Below are 1,514 nucleotides of genomic sequence, written 5' to 3' on the forward strand. Positions count from 1 at the left end.
CCTCACGGCAACCCTCAACCCCCTTTGCAGCCCCGCACCCCCGGCCGGAGGGGCAAGCCGTGAAGGGGCAGTCCGCCACGATGCCGCCGGAGATGGCCAGTGCCGCCGCCATGATGGTGATCTGCGGGTTCACCGTGGGACAGCTCGGCAGCACCGACGCGTCCGCCACGTACACGCCGCGCACTCCGCGCAGCCTGCCCCGCGGGTCCAGCGGACTGGTCCGGGGATCGGTGCCCAGCCGTGCCGTTCCGGTCGGGTGGAAGGCGGCCACATGCAACTGGGCGGCGGGCACGCGGGCGACGATGTCCCTGAGCTGCGCGGGATTCTTCGCCCGCGGGTGCCGGGCGATCCCCGTGAGCACTTCGGTGGCGCCCGCCGCGAACAGCACGTCGCCCAGTACGACCAGTGCCCTGCGCAGCTTCCGTTCGTCGGCCGGAGCCAGCCGGTACCGCAGCAGCGTGCTCCGGCCGCCGAGCACGCGGCCGGACGGTTCGTCGGCGATCATGGCGCCGAGGGTGGCCAGGTGGTCCGCGCCGTCGAGTTCGGCTCGCAACCGGCTGCCCAGTCCCGGCAGGACGAAGGTGCCCATTCCGCGCGGGGCGGCGGTCGCCTCGATCAGGATTCCCTCGTCGTGCCACTGTTCGATCCCGGCGCTCTGCAGCACCCCGCGCCCCGGATCCACGGGTTCGGCGAACCGGCCCGCCAGGCTGATCGCCGGGTGCAGGGCGAGGTTCCGCCCGAGCCAGGGATGCCCGCCCAGCCCGGACCGGCGCAGCAGCGGCGGGGTTTCGGTCGCGCCCGCGGCGACCACCACGAGGGGCGCGAGGATCTCGACGGCACTGCCGTCCCCGCGCCGTCCGGCGATGCCCGCGGCCCGTCCCCGTTCCACCAGGATCCGGTCCACGCGCAGTTCGGAGACGATACGGGCGCCGGCCGCGCACGCCTGCGGCAGGGCGTTGAGGTGCACGCCGTTCTTCGCGTTGCGCGGGCAGCCGACGGCGCACTGGCAGCTTCCGGCGCAGCCCGGGGCGTTGCGGCGCAGTGGTCCGGCGCGCCAGCCCAGCCGCCGCGCCCCTTCCAGGGCCAGCAAACCGTTGCGCCCCAGCACATCCAGGGGTTGTTCGGCGACCAGCAGGGTGCGTTCCACTTCCGGAACGGCAGTTTCGATGCGGTCGACGATCCGGTCACCGGCTTCCTCCCGCCACCGCGCCAGCACCGGGGCGGGCGGCCGGTAGCAGGTTCCGGAGTTGACCACGGTGGTGCCGCCGACGGCGCGCCCGAGCGGCAGCAGCACCGGCGGCCTGCCCCAGGCGACGGTCGCGCCGCCGTCACGGTAGAGCCCGGCGAACCGTTCGAGCGGTTCGCGGGTGCGGAAATCCTCGACCCGGTACCGGGTGCCTTCCTCCACGACCACGACCGAAAGCCCGGCGCGGGCCAGTTCCCTGGCGGCCATCGCGCCGCCCGCCCCGGAGCCGATCACGACCGCGTCGGCCGTCGCGCGGGCGGGCCAGTGC

1 protein-coding gene is annotated in these 1,514 nt (G+C 74.7%); it reads right to left on the reverse strand.

From position 1 onward, the window contains the following. Positions 1-1,514, reverse strand: a 1,514-nt coding sequence (locus FNH05_RS37195; protein ID WP_144593510.1) for a GMC family oxidoreductase, incomplete at both ends; no start/stop codon positions are given.

The organism is Amycolatopsis rhizosphaerae, assembly GCF_007713715.1.
Classification (GTDB): Bacteria; Actinomycetota; Actinomycetes; order Mycobacteriales; family Pseudonocardiaceae; genus Amycolatopsis_E; species Amycolatopsis_E rhizosphaerae.